Source organism: Pseudomonas sp. NFX71, assembly GCF_048079215.1.
Lineage (GTDB): Bacteria > Pseudomonadota > Gammaproteobacteria > Pseudomonadales > Pseudomonadaceae > Aquipseudomonas > Aquipseudomonas fluorescens_B.
In genome coordinates this window covers 3,289,736-3,307,157 of the sequence record NZ_CP182230.1, presented here as the reverse complement: position 1 = coordinate 3,307,157, position 17,422 = coordinate 3,289,736, and the positions used below count along the sequence as shown (strand labels likewise).

General features: G+C 58.9%; 16 protein-coding genes. 2 read left to right on the top strand and 14 right to left on the bottom strand.

From position 1 onward, the window contains the following. Positions 1-562: 562 nt before the first annotated feature. On the bottom strand, positions 563-1,297 hold the full coding sequence (locus tag ACM1ZW_RS15145) for a LexA family transcriptional regulator (RefSeq protein WP_031318438.1): 735 nt from the start codon (positions 1,295-1,297) through the stop codon (positions 563-565). Between the two features lie 210 nt (positions 1,298-1,507). On the opposite strand from ACM1ZW_RS15145, the gene mutS reads away from it, so the two are divergent. Both mutS and fdxA read left to right on the top strand, forming a co-directional pair. Further along, positions 1,508-4,087, top strand: coding sequence for a DNA mismatch repair protein MutS (mutS, locus tag ACM1ZW_RS15140; RefSeq protein ID WP_017336734.1), 2,580 nt, complete (start codon positions 1,508-1,510; stop codon positions 4,085-4,087). Between the two features lie 142 nt (positions 4,088-4,229). Then, complete coding sequence (fdxA, locus tag ACM1ZW_RS15135; protein WP_007908827.1) at positions 4,230-4,553, top strand: ferredoxin FdxA; 324 nt, start codon at positions 4,230-4,232, stop codon at positions 4,551-4,553. Positions 4,554-4,984: 431 nt separating this feature from the next. Here the strand turns inward: fdxA and ACM1ZW_RS15130 are convergent, their stop codons facing one another. The 13 genes from ACM1ZW_RS15130 to ispF form a co-directional block, all read right to left on the bottom strand. Further along, positions 4,985-6,304 carry an OprD family porin gene (locus ACM1ZW_RS15130; RefSeq protein ID WP_017336733.1) on the bottom strand — a complete coding sequence of 440 codons (1,320 nt, stop codon included), beginning with the start codon at positions 6,302-6,304 and terminating at the stop codon, positions 4,985-4,987. 187 nt (positions 6,305-6,491) lie between these two features. Beyond that, entirely contained in the window at positions 6,492-7,322 is an 831-nt protein-coding gene (locus ACM1ZW_RS15125; RefSeq protein WP_416740774.1) for a phosphodiesterase, read from the bottom strand. Positions 7,323-7,347: 25 nt separating this feature from the next. Continuing rightward, on the bottom strand, positions 7,348-8,379 hold the full coding sequence (locus ACM1ZW_RS15120) for an ABC transporter ATP-binding protein (protein ID WP_017336731.1): 1,032 nt from the start codon (positions 8,377-8,379) through the stop codon (positions 7,348-7,350). Next, positions 8,376-9,170 carry an ABC transporter permease gene (locus tag ACM1ZW_RS15115; protein ID WP_416740773.1) on the bottom strand — a complete coding sequence of 265 codons (795 nt, stop codon included), beginning with the start codon at positions 9,168-9,170 and terminating at the stop codon, positions 8,376-8,378. Before ACM1ZW_RS15115 ends, ACM1ZW_RS15120 begins: the two co-directional genes overlap by 4 nt. Then, the gene (locus ACM1ZW_RS15110) at positions 9,167-10,021 is read right to left on the bottom strand and encodes an ABC transporter permease (RefSeq protein WP_414884963.1); all 855 of its coding nucleotides are present in this window, start codon (positions 10,019-10,021) and stop codon (positions 9,167-9,169) included. The genes ACM1ZW_RS15115 and ACM1ZW_RS15110 overlap by 4 nt, the downstream gene beginning before the upstream one ends. A gap of 15 nt (positions 10,022-10,036) precedes the next feature. Further along, the gene (locus tag ACM1ZW_RS15105; RefSeq protein WP_416740772.1) at positions 10,037-11,041 is read right to left on the bottom strand and encodes an ABC transporter substrate-binding protein; all 1,005 of its coding nucleotides are present in this window, start codon (positions 11,039-11,041) and stop codon (positions 10,037-10,039) included. Beyond that, the gene (locus tag ACM1ZW_RS15100; RefSeq protein ID WP_414884875.1) at positions 11,041-12,054 is read right to left on the bottom strand and encodes a LacI family DNA-binding transcriptional regulator; all 1,014 of its coding nucleotides are present in this window, start codon (positions 12,052-12,054) and stop codon (positions 11,041-11,043) included. The genes ACM1ZW_RS15105 and ACM1ZW_RS15100 overlap by 1 nt, the downstream gene beginning before the upstream one ends. A 227-nt stretch (positions 12,055-12,281) precedes the next feature. Continuing rightward, positions 12,282-13,289, bottom strand: a complete 1,008-nt coding sequence (gene rpoS / locus ACM1ZW_RS15095) for an RNA polymerase sigma factor RpoS (protein WP_008154012.1) — start codon at positions 13,287-13,289, stop codon at positions 12,282-12,284. Positions 13,290-13,394: 105 nt separating this feature from the next. Further along, positions 13,395-14,252, bottom strand: a complete 858-nt coding sequence (locus ACM1ZW_RS15090) for a peptidoglycan DD-metalloendopeptidase family protein (RefSeq protein ID WP_017336726.1) — start codon at positions 14,250-14,252, stop codon at positions 13,395-13,397. Between the two features lie 202 nt (positions 14,253-14,454). Next, positions 14,455-15,090, bottom strand: coding sequence for a protein-L-isoaspartate(D-aspartate) O-methyltransferase (locus ACM1ZW_RS15085; RefSeq protein ID WP_174602683.1), 636 nt, complete (start codon positions 15,088-15,090; stop codon positions 14,455-14,457). A gap of 38 nt (positions 15,091-15,128) precedes the next feature. After that, positions 15,129-15,878 (bottom strand): 5'/3'-nucleotidase SurE, encoded by a 750-nt coding sequence (surE, locus tag ACM1ZW_RS15080; RefSeq protein ID WP_017336724.1) that lies wholly within the window; start codon positions 15,876-15,878, stop codon positions 15,129-15,131. Continuing rightward, on the bottom strand, positions 15,866-16,924 hold the full coding sequence (truD, locus tag ACM1ZW_RS15075) for a tRNA pseudouridine(13) synthase TruD (RefSeq protein WP_017336723.1): 1,059 nt from the start codon (positions 16,922-16,924) through the stop codon (positions 15,866-15,868). The genes surE and truD overlap by 13 nt, the downstream gene beginning before the upstream one ends. After that, positions 16,921-17,394, bottom strand: coding sequence for a 2-C-methyl-D-erythritol 2,4-cyclodiphosphate synthase (gene ispF / locus ACM1ZW_RS15070; protein ID WP_084322292.1), 474 nt, complete (start codon positions 17,392-17,394; stop codon positions 16,921-16,923). The genes truD and ispF overlap by 4 nt, the downstream gene beginning before the upstream one ends. Positions 17,395-17,422 lie beyond the last annotated feature (28 nt).

Genomic DNA, 17,422 nt, shown 5'->3' with positions numbered 1-17,422 from the left:
AGGGAGCTTGCTCCCGCTTGAGTGCGTAGCACTCACAAAACTCGGCAATAGTTGTCAGATTTTTGGGGCCGCTACGCAGCCCAGCGCGAGCAAGCTCGCTCGCCACAAAGGTATGCACGATCCAAGAGCGCGCTTAAGTGAACAGCATTGCGGCGCTAACCGGGCTTTTCAGTAATGCGATCCTTCGCGTTGACCTTTCGGCGCTACTGGCGCGGTACGGGTCCATTCAGATTGTTTTTCCGACCGCGGTCCCTGCCCGCCGGATAACTGCTTCTGGTGCTTTACGCTGCACACCCGGGTCAGTTGCCAACCCTCTGAACCGTTGAGGCCGGTTCATCGCTGCCTTTGTGGTGGAACTAAAGAACTTCGTTTCGAGCTGCTTTGTTGAGCGGCTTGAGACAAAGAATATGCATGGATGCATATACAGTCAATGCACAAATGCATTTATTTATGCGCTTTAAATGCATTTACGCATGAAAGCCCCACAGACAAAGGCGTTGACGGTTTTCAGCAGGCGAAAAAAAACCCGCGCAGTGGCGGGTTTTATCTGACAGCGATGAGGTTAACGGGCGTACATGCCCCACCAGAAGACGTGGCCGAGGATGACAATCTGTTCTTCCTGGATCTCCTGGAAGGTGTAGTCCTCGTCCGGATGCTCATCGCGATTGAAGCTGCGCAGGCGAATTCCCGTCGGCAGGCGATAAAGCTGTTTAACCCGCAACTGGCCGTTATGGTTGATGGCATACAGGTCGCCATCGACGATGTCGCCAATCCCGCATTTGCCGGCATTGACCCCCACGGTGGCGCCGTCGCGCAGTACCGGCAACATACTGTTGCCACGCACCGTCACGCATTTGGCCTGGTCGAACTGCACACCGTTGTGGCGCAGGCTGCGTTTGCCGAAGCGCAGGCTAGAGCGCTCGCTTTCTTCGATGACGAATCTTCCTGATCCAGCAGCCAATTCAACCTCGCGAAGAAAGGGGACGGACACCTCGTCGTCATCGACGGGCGTATCGTCATCCCACAGGCTTATGTCCTTGAGTTCCGAATGCAGTTCATCGCGACTGGAATTGACGGTAGGCGCGACATCCGCACGGCCCCGCAACTGGTCGGTGCTCACGGCGAAGTATTCGGCGATCTTCGAAATGTGTTTGTCCGAAGGATCGACGATCTTCCCGCTGAGGATGCGCGAGAGAGTGGATTGAGGCACGCCCGTGCGACGGTGAAGCTCCGTGGGGGAGATCCCGTGCTGATCGAGCAGCGCTCTTAATACGGTAGAAACATTGCGTTTTTGCATAACGCGCATAGTGCTTGATCTTTTTTTCGTAGGCAAATGCAGAATTGCATAAACAGCGCATAAATTGTGTATGGACGGCAGAAAGGTATCCCGCCGCTTTCATGCCTGCGTCGGGTGGACCGCCCATGTTAACCTTGCGCCCATCGCGGAAAAGCCGGGCCGATGTCCCTCCTTTGCCCTACACCTTTCAACGAATTTGCCTGATATCCGATGAATAAAGCACTCACCGATCTGTCCTCTCACACGCCAATGATGCAGCAGTACTGGCGCCTGAAGAACCAGCACCCCGACCAGCTTATGTTCTACCGCATGGGTGACTTCTACGAGATCTTCTATGAAGACGCGAAGAAGGCCGCCAAGTTGCTGGACATCACCCTGACCGCCCGTGGGCAGTCGGCCGGTCAGGCGATTCCGATGTGCGGGATTCCCTACCATGCCGCGGAAGGTTACCTGGCGAAACTGGTGAAGCTTGGCGAATCGGTGGTGATCTGTGAGCAGGTCGGCGATCCGGCCACCAGCAAGGGGCCAGTGGATCGCCAGGTGGTGCGGATCATCACGCCGGGTACGGTCAGTGATGAGGCGCTGCTGGATGAGCGTCGGGATAACCTGATCGCAGCGGTGCTGGGTGACGAGCGCCTGTTCGGGCTGGCAGTGCTGGACATCACCAGCGGCAACTTCACTGTGCTGGAGATCAAGGGCTGGGAAAACCTGCTGGCGGAACTGGAGCGGGTCAATCCGGTGGAGCTGATGATCCCGGATGACTGGCCGAAGGATTTGCCGGCGGAAAAACGCCGTGGGGTACGTCGCCGTGCGCCGTGGGATTTCGAGCGTGACTCGGCGCTGAAAAGTCTCTGCCAGCAATTCTCGACCCAGGACCTGAAAGGTTTCGGTTGCGAGAACCTGACCCTGGCCATCGGCGCCGCCGGTTGCCTGCTCAGCTACGCCAAGGAAACCCAGCGCACCGCCCTGCCCCATTTACGCAGCCTGCGGCATGAACGCCTGGACGACACCGTGGTGCTGGATGGCGCGAGCCGCCGCAACCTGGAACTCGATACCAACCTCGCCGGTGGTCGCGACAATACGCTGCAATCGGTGGTTGATCGCTGCCAGACCGCGATGGGCAGTCGCCTGCTGACCCGCTGGTTGAACCGGCCGTTGCGCGACCTGAAGGTTTTGCTGTCACGCCAGACCTCGATCACTTGCCTGCTCGACGGCTACCGTTTCGAAAAGCTGCAACCGCAGCTCAAGGAAATCGGTGACATCGAGCGGATTCTGGCGCGGATCGGTCTGCGTAACGCCCGTCCTCGCGACCTCGCTCGTCTGCGCGATGCACTCGGTGCACTGCCTGAGTTGCAAGTGGCGATGACCGAGCTGGAAGCGCCGCACATCATTCAACTGGCCAAGACCACCAGCACCTACCCGGAACTGGCGGCACTGCTGGAAAAAGCCATCATCGACAACCCGCCTGCGGTGATCCGCGATGGCGGCGTGTTGAAAACCGGTTACGACAGCGAGCTCGACGACCTGCAATCGCTGAGCGAAAACGCCGGACAGTTCCTGATCGATCTGGAAGCACGCGAGAAGGCCCGCACCGGCCTGTCGCACCTGAAAGTCGGTTACAACCGCATTCACGGTTACTTCATCGAGTTGCCGAGCAAGCAGGCCGAATCGGCGCCGGCCGACTACATTCGTCGCCAGACGCTGAAAGGTGCAGAGCGTTTTATCACGCCGGAACTCAAGGCGTTCGAGGACAAGGCACTGTCGGCCAAGAGCCGCGCCCTGGCTCGCGAAAAGATGCTTTACGAAGCGCTGCTCGAAGACCTGATCGCCCAGTTGCCACCGCTGCAAGACACCGCCGCGGCATTGGCCGAACTGGATGTACTGAGCAACCTCGCCGAACGCGCATTGAATCTCGATCTGAATTGCCCGCGCTTCGTCGACGAGCCCTGCATGCGCATCAGCCAGGGCCGTCACCCGGTGGTCGAGCAAGTGCTGACCACGCCGTTCGTGGCCAACGACCTGAGCCTCGACGACAATACCCGCATGCTGGTGATCACCGGTCCGAACATGGGTGGTAAATCCACCTACATGCGCCAGACCGCACTGATCGTGTTGCTGGCACACATCGGCAGTTTCGTGCCGGCGGCCAGTTGCGAACTGTCGCTGGTGGACCGCATCTTCACCCGGATCGGTTCCAGCGATGACCTGGCCGGTGGACGTTCGACCTTCATGGTCGAAATGAGCGAAACCGCCAACATTCTGCACAATGCCACCGAGCGCAGCCTGGTGCTGATGGACGAAGTCGGTCGCGGCACCAGCACCTTCGACGGTCTTTCCCTGGCGTGGGCTGCGGCCGAACGCCTGGCGCACCTGCGGGCTTACACGCTGTTCGCCACCCACTACTTCGAACTGACGGTGCTACCGGAAGCGCAACCGCTGGTGGCCAACGTGCACCTCAATGCCACCGAGCACAACGAGCGCATCGTGTTCCTGCACCACGTGCTGCCCGGGCCTGCCAGCCAGAGCTATGGCCTGGCCGTTGCGCAGCTGGCCGGCGTGCCGAGCGAAGTGATCGTGCGCGCTCGCGAGCACCTGGGTCGCCTGGAAGCCACCGCGCTGCCCCATGAAGTGCCCAAGGCTGCCAAAGGCAAAACGGCCGCGCCGCAACAGAGCGACATGTTCGCCAGCCTGCCCCATCCGGTGCTCGATGAACTGGCCAAACTGGATCTGGATGACCTGACGCCGCGTCGCGCGCTCGAAATGCTCTATACACTAAAGACACGGATCTAACGCACTTGCCTGCAAGCTGTTAGAATCTCGCGCGGTTTGGGATGCTGCAGGCCAATAGCCTGGCCTGCAGACTATCGCTCCCAAACCTGGCGACCCCAACGTGAAGGGGCTCCGCTGCCGCCGCCTGAGGAGAAAATTAGAAATGACCTTCGTCGTCACCGACAACTGCATCAAGTGCAAGTACACCGACTGCGTAGAAGTCTGTCCGGTGGACTGCTTTTACGAAGGCCCGAACTTCCTGGTGATTCACCCGGATGAGTGCATCGACTGCGCACTGTGCGAACCAGAATGCCCTGCCGTGGCCATCTTCTCTGAAGATGAAGTCCCGGAAGAGATGCAGGAATTCATTCAGCTGAACGTTGAGCTGGCCGAAATCTGGCCCAACATCACCGAGAAGAAAGAATCGCTGCCCGATGCCGAAGAGTGGGATGGCGTCAAAGGCAAGATCAAAGATCTCGAACGCTGATTTCCCCCGCGTTCCCGAAAAGGCCCCTTGCGGGCCTTTTTTGCTTTTCTGCAGGCAAAAAAAGGGGCGGTTTGACCCGCCCACATTTTTTCCCTATTCCCTGTGTTCCTTTTCATCGTCCTGATGAATCGCGTCCTGCAATGTCCTTTCCCCTCATCCTTGAAGGGCGTGTCTGTCCGTCGACACAGCACCGATACTAGAGGGTTAATGGCGTAACGCAATCGGGACCCGCGGCGAAAAAAACGTGGCCGTGTAGCGTTAACGTTGACCAACACCCCGTTAAATCGGGGAGGCAGGTCTCATACCCGACTCCCTTGGGCACTTTGGCCGGGTGTAAACACAACGAACACTTACGGAAGAGTAAGCCAAGACCTACAACGCTTTAGGAAGGTCACCAACCGTTATGCTCTATCGCTTACACGCCTCCATACCTACATCAATGGAATCGTATAGCTCACGATCAGACGATTCTGATCCTGGTCGCGAGCGATATCGCTTCGGGCCATGCCGTTACGCCAGCCAAACCCCACATTTTTCAGTGCGCCACTCTGAATCACATAGTCCAGCGAGATATCGCGCTCCCATTCGCTGGCATCATTGCCGCTGACAGTCTTGATATTGTCGCCTTTGAGGTACATCACGGACGCCTTCAACCCAGGAACGCCCAGCGCGGAAAAGTCATATGCGTATTGTGCGAATGCGGTGCGCTCACCGGCCTGGATGAATGTTTGAATGGTACGGTCGGTATAGAGATAAAGACTCGCGCCGCCTTCACCTTTGCCCACCAGCCCACCTTGATTCAGCTGTGCAAAGTTGCTGTCGTCGGAAACGCTTTGATAGCCCGCGGTAATCGCATGCCCGCCCAATGAATAAATGAACGCCGCGCTCCAGGTATCGTTGTCGATTTCACCACTACGGTCTTTGCTGTAGCCGCCCATTTTATAGCCACCGGCGCGACCGGCCACGGTGCTGTTTTTACCGTCGGAGGTGGTCTTGAAATAACGCAAGTCGGTTTTCAATGAACCGTATTCGTCCAGGGGCAAAACATGCAGTAACCCGACGAAGTGCTGATTGTAATAGTCTTCAAGATTGGCGTAGTAATACTGGGCGGTCAGATCCTTGGTCAGTTTGTAGTCGCCACCGGCAAAGCTGAATTTATTACTTTCCTGAGTGGCGCCCGCAACGGCCAGCCCCGCGCGATCACTGGAAGCACGCCCGGTGGCGTGCTCCAGTTGACCGGCGGTGAGGGTCAGATTGTCGATTTCATTGCTAGTGACTTGTCCGCCTTCAAAAGTTTGAGGCAGGAGACGCCCGTCGTTGGAAACCAGAATGGGCAACTTGGGCTGCAAGGTCCCGTAGCGCAGTTCGGTTTTGGAGAAACGCATCTTGGCCGTCGCGCCCATACGGCTCCATTGATCTGCCGCTTTGTCGCCATCGTTGGGAAACATTGACCCGCCGACATGGCGCCCCGCGCCGCTGTCGAGCTTCAAACCCAGCAGGCCTATGGCGTCCAGACCGAACCCCACGGTTCCATCGGTAAATCCGGATTGATAATTGAGCATGAAGGCTTGCCCCCACTCTTCGGTCTTCGAAGGAGCGGCGGCACCGTCGCGGTTATCGTTGTTGAAATAGAAGTTACGCAAATTCAAGTTGGCTTTGCTGTCTTTGATAAATTCAGCACTCGCCAACGGACTCATGGCAACACCCAGAACGCCGGTCAAACAACTCAGTACTTTTAACGTGGTTTTCATCAGGACGAACTCCAGCGCGGAACTCTGTTCCGGGTCTATTAAAATGGCAGCAGGAAGCACCCCGCCAATCAAAGGATTGGCCGATGCATTAAATAGTCTTCAAAAAACTTGCGAATCAGCAGAAGTAATAGTGGTTAAAAACCTCCGAAGAACCCTGTCAGGAAAGCGCCTTGAAAGTCCCTTTGTTTCAGTCGATCAGTCCATGAGCGTCATAAAACGGATACGGGCCGGGATACTCGCCAACAACGACGTTGTGGGTCGTCAGCGCCTGTGCATCCCAGCGATGCAGCAGATAACCGGGTGGTTCAAGATTGAAATGCGCCGGCGCCGTGGGCTGCAGATCCAGCACGATCTGATGTGAGGTCCCCGGGCATACGCAACTCAGACTGCCGCCGAAACGCCGCTGCATTGATCGATGTAAATGCCCGCACAGCAAGCGCTCCACCTGCGGGTGCCGGGCAATGACCCGCTCCAGCGCCAAGGCGTTGATAAACGGTTCACGATCCATGTGGCCAATACCGCTGATGAACGGCGGGTGATGCAGGATCAACAGCGTCGGGACGTCGGGGCGACGTACCAATTGTTCGTCGAGCCAACGCAATTGACTGTCCAGCACACGGCCACCATGGGCATCGGGAATGGTCGTATCCAAACCGATAAGGCGCACCGGATGCTGCTCCACCACCCAGTCCAGCGGAGCACCCGTCGATGTCGGCAAATAGGCGTGATCTGTAAAGGCCGCCTGCAAATGCTCGCGAATGTCGTGGTTGCCAGGCACCAGGTAGCAAGGCATATGCAGCCGCTCCAGTTCGGAACGCAGCACGGCATATTCATCAGGACGGCCGAAGTCCACCAGATCGCCGCTGATCACCACAATATCCGGGCGCGGATGACTGGCATTCAATTGATCGACCGCACGACGCAGCGCGCCAGTGGTATCAACGACGCCGTAGGTCAGCTTGTGATCAGCTTTCAGGTGCAGATCACTGAGCTGCGCAATGAGAAACGAACGATTCAAAATTCACTCACTAATGACCAGAACATTACGGTTGCAGGGTGAACAGCTGCTGCGGCTCGATGCCCAGAGCAATCAGCGCGCCAAAGTCGTGGATCACGCCGTCTGCGCTGTCCACCATCAGCGGCTGTGCAGCGCCGACATCGACCAACAAGCGGCTTTGTGCCCCCTGGAAAAATTGCCCTACCAGGCGCCCGGACAGATGACCGCCGCCGGGCATCACCCGTAAGTGTTCAGGGCGGCAATATACGGTGGAAGGGGGATGCGCGCCCCTCCACGGCAATTCACCGCCGCTGACTTTCAAGCCCGAGGGCGTGTGCTCGATCACCGGAAAAGCGTTGAGATTGCCGACGAAACTGGCGACAAACGTGTTGGCCGGCTGCCGATAGATTTCCCGTGGAGTGCCCAATTGCGCGACCCGACCGCGCTCCATGACCAGAATGCGATCGCCCAGCGCCATCGCCTCGCCCTGATCATGGGTGACAAATACCGAGGTCACCCCCAATCCGCGGAGCAACTGATCCAGCTCGCTGCGCAGGCGTTCACGCAATTGTGCGTCCAGCGCCGCCAGAGGTTCGTCGAGCAGCAGCACTTTGGGTCTGGGTGCCAGGGCCCGAGCCAGGGCGACTCGCTGACGCTGCCCCCCGGACAATTCGTGAACACTGCGTTTTTCGTGACCTTGCAGCCCCACCAGCTCCAGCAACTCCGAGCACCGCTTGTTGCGCTCGGCGGGTGAAAGGCCGCGAATTTTCAGGCCGTAAACAATGTTGGCGGCCACGTCCAGATTCGGAAACAAGGCATAATTTTGAAACACCATACCCACATCACGACGCTCGATCGGTAAGCGCGTGACATCCTTGTCAGCGAAAAATACATGGCCCACATCCGGCCGTTCCAGGCCGGCGATGAGGCGCAGGGTGGTGGTTTTACCGCAACCCGAAGGGCCGAGAATCGCCAGCGTTTCCCCGGCTTCAATGGTCAGGTTCAGATCATGTACAGCAACGGTGCCATCGGAAAATGCCTTGCGGCACCCTTCCAGGCGAATGGTGATTCCGCTCATCGACTTTCTCCGCGGGAGAGACGGGCACTGATAGCCTGCAACGCAATAAGCAGCGGCACGATCATCAGTAGAAATAGAAGTGTGTAAGCACTGGCGACCTCCAGTCGTGCCGAGGCATAACTGTCAGCCAGGCCCACCGGCAACGTTTTGGTCATCGGCGTGTGCAGCATCCAGGTCAGGTTGAACTCGCCCAGCGACAACGTGACGACCATCAGCACCCCGGCGAGAATCCCTGCTCGGCAGTTGGGTATCACCACGCCGAAGAATCGCCGCAACGGTCCCGCGCCAAGGCTCGCCGCAGCCTCTTCCAATACCGGCAGATGCTGGCGTTGCATCACCGCCATGACCGGACGCACCAGAAATGGCAGAGTGAACAACACATGACCTACAAGGATGAATAACCAGCTGCTGCGAAACCCACCGAACTGGCCGTAGGTAAGCAGCAAGGCCAAAGCGCTGGCCAGTCCCGGCATCGCCACTGGCAACACCATCAGTTCCTCGAACCCGCGGCTGAAGCGGTTGTTCATTCGCACCAGCGCATACGCCGCCGGCACGCCAAGCACACTGACGCAGAGCGCACAGGCTAGCGCCAATTGCAGGGACAACCAGACCGTGGATGAGTAAGCGAGCCAGACCTGCACCAGCCAATCGAACGTCAGGCCGCTGGACATCCCCTGAAAATAATTGCGCGTCAATCCGGCCATCAGCGACATCAATACCGGCACCAACATGAAGGCGCACACCAGCAAGGTGAAGACCAGTTGCCCGACAAACAGTGTGGAACGCTTCACAAGATTGTCCTCGATGGAGTGACCAGTCGCCGGCCCAGCAGGAGCGCGATCCAGGTCACCGCGCCAAGCACCACCGACAGCGCTGCGGCCACGGCAAAATTGGCGTAGTTGGTAAATACGTTATAAATCGCGACCGGGGTTACGTTGAGGCGCGTGCCCAGGGTGAACGCCGTGCCGAACGCGCCCATGGAGGTCGCAAAGCAGATAGCCGCGCAGGAAACCAGGGCCGGCGCCAAACCGGGAATAATGACGTCCACGACCACTCGCCAGGAACCCGCTCCCAGCGAGTGGGCGGCTTCCTCAAGGCTGCGATCCAGGCTTTCGCAAGCGGCCATCACCGTCAGGATCACCCTCGGAATCGAGAAGTACAGGTAACCAACACACAAGCCCGCCAACGAGTAGGCAAAGACCCAGCGCTCCCCCGCCAGCGTGACGCCCAGGGCACTGAACAATCCCTGGCGCCCCGCCAGCAGAATCACCAGGAAGCCGACGACCACACCAGGAAACGCCAGTGGAAAGGTCAGCAAAGCCACCAGTGTCGAGCGTCCGAAAAAGCGCTGACGAGCGAGGAACACGCCAGTGATACCGCCCACCACGAGCGCCGCCAGGGTCACCACAAGCGCAAGCAGGCAGGTTTGCGCCAGGCTACTCAGGTATTGCGCGCTACTCAGCACCTGCCAGTAACCGCTTGCACTGCCATCTCGCCCCTGCCCGCCCAGAACAATCAGGTGCGCCAGCGGTAGCAGCCAGAACGCGAACAACAGGGCTGCGGCCGGCGCCAGCGCCCAAGCAGCGGTCGGGCGCCAGCGCGGAAAAATGGCGCGCCCCGACCGGACCTCCCGAACTTTCAAGAACGAGGTCGTCACTTACTTGACCTCTCTCAAGTAGCGTGCCGAAAAGGCTTCCTGGACCGCGGCCATTTCCTGGTAATCGACCACACCCGCCCGGGCATAATCGCTATCCGGCAAGAACTGCGCGGCCACCTCGACGGGCATTTTTATCGCGCGCACAGGGCGCAGATAAGCCTTGGCCCAGAGTGCCTGGCCTTGATCGGACAGGACGAAATCCAACACCTTCTGCGCATTGTCGCGATGCGGGGCGTTGCCCACCAGGCTCATCACGTAAGGCACGCTGATGCTACCTTCCTTGGGAATGACGAAGGCGACGTTGGCGTTGTCCTTATAGCGCGCGCGATAAGCGTTGAAGTCGTAATCGACCAGAATCGGCAGTTCGCCTGACAGCACTCGGGCGTACGCCGTCTGCTTGGGCACGATCGGCGTATTTTTCGCCAGCTTCTGGAAATAATCGATGGCAGGCGCGAAGTTATCCAGGCTGCCGCCCATAGCCCGATTGATCGCTACGGCAGAGACATAACCGACGAAAGCGCTTGAGGGGTCGAGGTAGCCGACCATGCCTTTGTATTCGGGCTTGAGCAGATCGTTCCAGCCTTGCGGCACCGGCAATCCGCCCAGTGCGTCGACGTTGACCATGATGCCTAACGTGCCGGAATGAATCGCGAACCAGTGACCGTCCGGGTCCTTCAGGCCAGCGGGAATCTGGTCCCAACCCTTGGGTTTATACGTGTCGACCACGCCGGCTTTTTGAGCCTGCAAACCGAAGGTGACGCCGTAATACACCACGTCAGCCACTGGAGCGGCTTGTTCGGCGACCAACTGCGCCAGGGCCTGACCTGAATTCTTGTTGTCCAGCGGCACCTGCACGCCGGTCGCGTTGGCAATTTCCTTGAGCTGCGTGCCCCAGTCCGCCCATTCCGGCGGGCAGTTGTAGCAAATCGCAGTGTCAGCGGCCTGGCTCAGGTTGGCCAATCCGCAGAGCAACAATGTCGCCAGTGTTTTACGCAAAGGGAACATCAGACATCTCCAGGTATGATTTCGTAGGGTTGGATACTGTCGCCCGGCCTGATATGGCAAGACAGACAATGGGAATTCGGCGCTGCACCGGCGATCTGTGCCAACAGTTGCTCGATCACCGTGCAGGCCAGTTCCGAAATAGGTTGAACGACGCTGCATAGCGTCGGGTGCATCTGAGCGCCAAGGGCGATGCCGTCGAAACCAATGATTGAAAGTTGCCCGGGAACGCTCCAACCATTGCGCCGTAATTGCGCGATCAGGCTGATGGCGAGCAAATCGTTGGAGCAGACCACCGCGCTGATCGCCTGGGGGCCTCGCAGCAGAGGCTCGATGGCGGCGAATTCCGCCTCGGTGTGAGCAGGCATTTCAATCACGGGCAAACTGTCGAGGCCGGCCTCGCGCATCGCGTCGCAATACCCGGCATACCGCAGACGAGCACGGTCGGACTGCAACGCGGGGCCCGCGACCATGCCGATCCGGGAGTGCCCGGCGTCGAGCAGATACCGGGTGGCCATCGCCATGCCGGCGCGGTTATCGACCGACACGGTGCTGTAATCCGGATGACCCGGCTGGTGATAGGCCAACACAAACGGGGTGTCTTCGCTGGCAAGGCTCTGCAACACGCGGTTGCTCTCGGCGTCCGTCACCGTGAGAACAAGACCGTCGACCCGCTGTCGCAACAACTCCTCGACCACCGAGCTTTCGCGCTCACTGCTGTAGTCGGTAGTCGCCAGCAACAGGTTGTAACCTCGTGAACGTGCGGCACGCTCCATCGCCTGGATTTGCTCAGCGAATACCGGATTGAGCAGATTGGGCACCACGACCCCGATCAGGTTGGTGGTTTGCAGGCGCAACTGCCGGCCAAGCCGATTGGGCCGAAAACCCAGTTGACGCGCCGCTGCCATGACTTGCTCTCGGGTCGCCGGGCGCACCACTTCCGGGGAGGAAAAGGTCCGGGCCGCGGTCGCCCGCGAAACGCCTGCCAGCCGTGCAACTTCAATTAAATCAGTCATTGTCACTCGCTTGAGATCGATCTCATTGACGAGCACATTACTTGGCGAATATGGCGTTCCCAGTTAAGGAACATGACATTTCTATTGCAGAAGCGACGTTCGATGGGCCGACCCGCGATTGAACAGCACTGTGCTCAGGCAGACAGCCGCGGAATGACCGGCAGGATTTACAGACACAAAAAACCCCGAACCAGTCGGGGTTGTTTGTACTTGCTCAAGCGCTGTGCTTATTGGAAAAGCGACTCGCTCGACAAGCCATTTTTCTCCAGAATCTCCCGCAGACGCTTCAGGCCTTCCACTTGGATCTGTCTGACGCGCTCACGGGTCAGGCCAATTTCCAGGCCCACATCTTCCAGCGTGCTGCTCTCATGACCGCGCAGACCGAAGCGGCGTATCACCACCTCGCGCTGCTTGTCAGTCAGTTCCGAGAGCCATTGATCGATGCTCTGAGACAGGTCGTCATCCTGCAACAGCTCACACGGATCGGTTGGACGGTCGTCGGTTAGGGTGTCCAGCAGGGTTTTATCCGAATCCGGACCCAGCGAGACGTCGACCGAAGATACCCGCTCGTTCAGGCCGAGCATGCGCTTGACCTCTCCCACCGGTTTTTCCAGCAGGTTGGCGATTTCTTCGGGTGAGGGTTCGTGATCGAGTTTTTGTGTCAGCTCCCGTGCGGCCCTCAGGTACACGTTGAGCTCTTTGACCACATGGATCGGCAACCGGATGGTCCGGGTCTGATTCATGATCGCGCGCTCGATGGTTTGACGAATCCACCAGGTTGCGTAGGTCGAAAAGCGGAAGCCACGTTCGGGGTCGAATTTCTCTACCGCCCGGATCAGCCCGAGGTTGCCCTCTTCGATCAGGTCCAGCAGCGACAAGCCACGATTGACATAGCGTCGGGCGATTTTCACCACCAGCCGCAGGTTGCTTTCAATCATGCGTTTGCGCCCGGCCGGATCGCCACTTTGCGACAAGCGTGCAAAGTGAACTTCTTCTTCGGGGGACAGCAGAGGGGAAAAGCCGATTTCATTGAGGTACAGCTGCGTCGCATCGAGTGCACGCGTGTAGTCAATGTACTTGTGCTGCTTTAACGAGGCGGAGTGTTTGGATTTGGCACGAACGGAAGGTGGAGCAGCCCCTTCATCATTCGACATCGAATCCGTACCGATGCCGGTCTCCATAAGGAGAACCTCATCGTCGATGTCAAACTCCGGCACTTCTTTACTGAGAGCCATTGTTATAGTCCTTTGGTGAGTTCGACCTCAAGCTCGAGCGGCGCCTTTATCCCTGGCAACGCTGGAGCCTGTTCCCTCTACGTGACGGAACAGGCTGGTAACAAATCAACGACGTGGCAGGAACTGCAGCGGATCTACAGGTTTACCTTGTCGGCGAATCTCAAAATGCAGTTTCACCCGGTCTGTACCCGTTGACCCCATTTCGGCAATTGTCTGTCCGACCTTGACCTGCTGCCCCTCCCGAACCAACAGCCTGCGGTTGTGACCGTAGGCACTGACGTAGGTATCGCTGTGTTTGATGATGACTAATTCGCCGTAGCCCCTTAAGCCACTCCCGGCGTATACCACCGTCCCATCAGACGCAGCTAAAACAGGCTGTCCCAAATCTCCGGCGATATCAATTCCTTTATTCAAACTACCGTTTGAAGAGAATTTTCCAATCAGGATGCCATTAGAAGGCCATCCCCAGCCGGTCGGGGCCGGGCCTGCGGGAGGCATCGGAGCGGGTGCTGGCTTGTTGGCGACGGACGGTGCAACCACCGTTGTCGTCGTAGTTGCGCCATTTGGCTGGCGCCGGATTACAGTGGTTTTACTCGACGAAGAAGGCGCCGAATCGGCCGGGCTGACCACCGCCGTCGGCGTTGAACCGGTGCGACCGTCAAAGCGGATCGTCTGACCCGGATGTATCGTGTACGGCGTAGGAATGTTGTTGCGCGCCGCGAGGGCTTTGTAGTCCCAGCCGTAGCGAAAGGCGATCGAGAACAGCGTGTCTTTAGGTCGAACCACGTATTGGCCCGTGGTTACTGCCGGACGCTGGGCGACGGCGTTGTTGCGATCGACGACGCGCACCGCGCCCGATTTGGTGCTGGAACAACCGACCAGCAAGGTGCTTAAGACAAGGCCAGTCACCAGGCGCTGAAAGCTCGTTATACCCATTCGCTGCGCAATGACTGTGAGACTCACCCGCCGCTCCCTTTGTGGTGGCTGAAATGTGGAATTGCCGTGCTCCCGGCATGAAGTGTCGTCAGTATAACGAGCGGTGCAGGCTTTACCTTTAATGAAGCGAAGCACACGTTTGCTACCTGACGATGAATCCCGTTTAACTGATCGACGCCGCTGTAAGACAGGGGCAATCGAAGAGAATTCACCGGGACGAAACAAATGCTCAGGCCAGTGGCCCGTTGAGCAGTGGAACGAAACGCACCGCCCCCAGAACACGCCTGGAAAACCCGTGTTCTTCACGGATGATCAGCATCAACTGCTGAACCTCACCCGACCCGACCGGTATCACCAGTCGCCCTCCGGGTGCCAACTGATCGAGTAATGCCTGGGGCACATCGGTCGCCACCGCCGTCACGATGATGCCGTTGTACGGTGCCAGCGCCGGCCAGCCTTCCCAACCATCGCCCCAACGGAAGACCACGTTGCGCAGGTTGAGGTCGACCAGACGTTCCTTGGCCCGGTCCTGCAAAACCTTGATGCGCTCGACGGAAAAAACCCGCTCGACCAATTGCGACAGGATTGCAGTCTGATAACCCGACCCCGTGCCGATTTCCATCACCTTGTCCAGCGGACCCGCTTCCAGCAGCAGCTCGCTCATGCGGGCCACCATGTAAGGCTGGGAGATCGTCTGGTTGTTGCCGATCGGCAACGCCGTGTCTTCATAGGCACGGTGCGCCAGTGCCTCGTCGACGAACAGGTGACGCGGCGTACGACGGATCACTTCCAGCACCTTGGCGTTGGAAATGCCCTCTTCATACAACCGCTGAATCAGACGCTCGCGGGTGCGTTGCGAAGTCATCCCGATGCCGCGATGCATCGGGTCTTGTTCACGAGCCATTAGCGCAATCCCTCCAGCCAGCCATCGAGGCTTCGGAAGGCATCATTGAAGGTGCGATCCAGTTGCAGTGGCGTGATGGACACATAGCCTTGCATCACCGCATGGAAATCGGTGCCCGGACCGCCGTCTTCGGCATCGCCCGCCGCAGCGATCCAGTAACCGGACTTGCCACGCGGGTCGACCACTTTCATCGGTGCCGCCGCGCGGGCGCGATGACCGAGGCGAGTCAGCTGGATTCCGCGAATGTGGTCCAGCGGCAAATTGGGAATGTTCACGTTCAGTACCGTGCGCGGTGGCAGGTCAAGGTCGGCGTAGGCTTCCACCAGTTTGCGCGCGTAGTAAGCGGCCGTGGGAAGGTTCTCGACTTGCCGCGAGACCAACGAAAAGGCGAACGAAGGACGCGCCAGGAAACGCCCTTCAAGGGCCGCGGCCACGGTGCCGGAATACAACACATCGTCCCCCAGGTTGGCGCCCAGGTTTATACCGGAAACCACCATGTCCGGTTCGCGCTCCAGCAAGCCGTTGAGGCCCAGGTGCACGCAATCGGTCGGTGTGCCGTTGAGGCTGATAAAGCCGTTGGCCAAGGTTTGCGGGTGCAAGGGACGGTCGAGCGTCAGCGAACTGCTGGCGCCGCTTTTGTCCTGGTCCGGGGCGATAACCACGCATTCGGTGTAATCCGCCAGCGCAGCATAAAGCGCGGCGAGACCGGGTGCGGCTACCCCATCGTCGTTAGAAATCAGAATACGCATGGGCTGTCCGTCTGCCCCACCGGCACCAGATCAACGAGCTCACGCACCAATACGGTAGCGAAGCATCCGGCCGGCAGGACGAATTCCAGTTGCAGAATGTCAGGCTCGGGATAATGCCACGTCAACCCACCAATGGGCAGTCGCAGGATGCGACGTTCGTGGCTCATACCGGCGTTAATCAACCAATCGCGCAGATCCGCTTCGCGCGCGGCGATTGCCTGCTCCAGTTCATGGACTGCGCCCATCGCCGGCGAGTCACCTTCGCCCCACTGCGGGCCGGTCGGGTGCAGGTCGAGAATCGCCAGTCGCGGGTCGCTGCACTCGGCTTCACCGGCCGGGAAGAAGCTTCGGCTGTCGGTGAACGCCAGCAGATCTCCGACTTGAGCCCGCTGCCACGTACCATCGGCGACACGCGCCGCCAGCACTTGGTTGAACAGGAAACTACGGGCAGTGGAGAGCAAGCGCGAACGGACGTTACGCTGCTCCGGCAAGGCCTTGCGCGCGGCCCAGCCACGGGCATCGACCACGTTGCCGCCATCGAACCCGAACCGCTGGGCGCCGAAATAATTGGGGATACCTTGTTTGGCGATCAGTTGCAGGCGCGCTTCGATGGCCGCTTTGTCGCCCGCGAACTGGGTCAGGCGCAAGGTGAAACCGTTGGCCGAATGAGCACCGCGCTGCAGCTTGCGTTTATGTCGACCGGTCTTGAGGATTTTCAGCGTCTCGTTTTCCGCCGACGACAAATCAGGATCAGCCTTGCCCGGCAGCTGCACGCTGAACCACTGGCGCGTCAGCGCCTGACGATCCTTGAGTCCGGCGTAACTGACGGTGCGCAATGGCACACCCGCTGCCTTGGCAATTCGCCGTGCCGCTTCTTCGGTGTTCAGGCCGCGCTTTTCCACCCAGATCCACAAATGTTCGCCATCGCCACTGAGCGGGATGTCGAGCACTTCATCGACCTGGAAGTCTTCCGCCGTGGCTTTCAACACTGCGGTGCCGAGGGCTTCACCGTAGGCACGCGGGCCGAGCAATTGCAGGTCGTTCATGCGCGCAGCAACAAGGCAACGGAATGCACGGCGATACCTTCTTCGCGACCGACAAAGCCGAGCTTTTCGGTGGTGGTAGCTTTCACGTTCACTTGATCCAACTCAACTTGAAGATCCGCGGCAATCAGCGCGCGCATCGATTCGATATGCGGGGCCATTTTCGGCGCCTGGGCGACGATGGTGTTATCGACGTTGCCGACTTTCCAGCCTTTGGCGTGGACCAGTGCGACGACGTGACGCAACAGCACACGGCTGTCGGCGCCCTTGAATTTTGGGTCGGTGTCCGGGAAGTGCTTGCCGATATCACCCAGCGCAGCGGCGCCGAGCAAGGCATCGCTCAAGGCGTGCAGCAGGACGTCACCGTCGGAGTGAGCGAGCAGCCCGAAGCCGTGTGCAATGCGCACGCCGCCCAGAGTAATGAAATCGCCTTCAGCGAAACGGTGCACATCATAGCCGTGGCCAATACGCATAAAAAAACGCCCCGATTTTTGTCAGGGC

Coding starts and splice junctions, on each gene's coding strand:
- ACM1ZW_RS15145 (WP_031318438.1), bottom strand. CDS start 1,297: ATGCAAAAACGCAATGTTTCTACCGTATTAAGAGCGCTGCTCGATCAG.
- mutS (WP_017336734.1), top strand. CDS start 1,508: ATGAATAAAGCACTCACCGATCTGTCCTCTCACACGCCAATGATGCAG.
- fdxA (WP_007908827.1), top strand. CDS start 4,230: ATGACCTTCGTCGTCACCGACAACTGCATCAAGTGCAAGTACACCGAC.
- ACM1ZW_RS15130 (WP_017336733.1), bottom strand. CDS start 6,304: ATGAAAACCACGTTAAAAGTACTGAGTTGTTTGACCGGCGTTCTGGGT.
- ACM1ZW_RS15120 (WP_017336731.1), bottom strand. CDS start 8,379: ATGAGCGGAATCACCATTCGCCTGGAAGGGTGCCGCAAGGCATTTTCC.
- ACM1ZW_RS15105 (WP_416740772.1), bottom strand. CDS start 11,041: ATGTTCCCTTTGCGTAAAACACTGGCGACATTGTTGCTCTGCGGATTG.
- ACM1ZW_RS15100 (WP_414884875.1), bottom strand. CDS start 12,054: ATGACTGATTTAATTGAAGTTGCACGGCTGGCAGGCGTTTCGCGGGCG.
- rpoS (WP_008154012.1), bottom strand. CDS start 13,289: ATGGCTCTCAGTAAAGAAGTGCCGGAGTTTGACATCGACGATGAGGTT.
- ACM1ZW_RS15085 (WP_174602683.1), bottom strand. CDS start 15,090: ATGACTTCGCAACGCACCCGCGAGCGTCTGATTCAGCGGTTGTATGAA.
- surE (WP_017336724.1), bottom strand. CDS start 15,878: ATGCGTATTCTGATTTCTAACGACGATGGGGTAGCCGCACCCGGTCTC.
- truD (WP_017336723.1), bottom strand. CDS start 16,924: ATGAACGACCTGCAATTGCTCGGCCCGCGTGCCTACGGTGAAGCCCTC.
- ispF (WP_084322292.1), bottom strand. CDS start 17,394: ATGCGTATTGGCCACGGCTATGATGTGCACCGTTTCGCTGAAGGCGAT.